At 60.0% G+C, this 1,040-nt stretch carries 1 protein-coding gene; it reads left to right on the top strand.

All coding sequences use genetic code 11. The features are described from left to right. A partial coding sequence (locus tag AC1DU6_RS32555) for a hypothetical protein (RefSeq protein ID WP_477862375.1) occupies positions 1 to 1,040 on the top strand: 1,040 nt, incomplete at both ends.

Genomic DNA, 1,040 nt, shown 5'->3' with positions numbered 1-1,040 from the left:
CTACTGGATGACCTGGAGAGCCTCGATGGCAATCCGTCTGAGGACACTCGGACAAAGATTGTGGAGACCGTGCGGCTGGCGCCTGAAGTTGTCACCGCGCCAATCGCCGAATACTTTTTTGAGTTGGCAGATACACACGCGGGCGGATGTCAGCGCGAGGCACTCATTGTGCTTCAGCTGGTAGCTGCCGATCCCTCGCGCCTGACCGCGACTGCGCTGAGATGCCTGGCGCGTCATGACGCCGTTGAAGCTGCAGCTCAAATCGTCATGGCAACGTCCAACCTTGTCGACGAAGCGGAACTGGAGGCGGCAGTTCCGGCTCTTGCAGTCCTGGCCAGACCTCCCCGCCTGCCGTTGGGCGATGACGGTCGTCGTTTCCAGCCTGGACCGCTAGAAGCTTGCTTCAAGGCGCGACCGGACGTCGTTGGTCGAGGTGTCCAACGTCTGCTGGACTCTCGGCGTTCCTATGAGATTCGCATCGGAACGGGGGCGCTAAAAACACTCTCGCCCATCGACCCATTGCTGTTGACGAGGTCCGCCAGAACGCTCGCCGCAAAGCTGGCCCGGGCGCACCTCCTGATCGACTACGACGACTCAGATCGAGATCTAGACACCGTGTGCGGTGATGTGCGGCGTTCGCTTGCAGCCGCTCTTCTCCACGCCCCTGTCGATACCGATCTGCTGATCGCCCAGTATTTCGAAGGCGCGAATTCCGAGGGCGAGGCACGGCTTGCTGGCGTCTATGACGAGATGTTCCGGTTTTCCGTCCTGGGTAAGGCGACTTTGAGCGAGCTCGCGGTTCTCACGGTTCTGCAGAGAATCGTCAAGCTAGCAGGCGCTTCCAAGAACCTGGAGGTCTTGAACGAGATCGTTCAGATATTCAGGGGCGAGCCCGAGGAGATGTCGGCCGTTGTGAGGAAGAACCTCGACCTGGTTCTCGGTGCCGCAGCCGTTCTGGATGACCGCATCGAGGCATTCGACGAGGACCAAAAGAACCGAACGCTAGAACCCGGTGCAACGATGTTGGACGTGCTGGAAGC

It is taken from the genome of Roseateles sp. P5_B10, from assembly GCF_056400485.1.
Note: the sequence above shows the minus strand (reverse complement) of the source record. Positions and strands in the feature narration are given on the sequence as shown.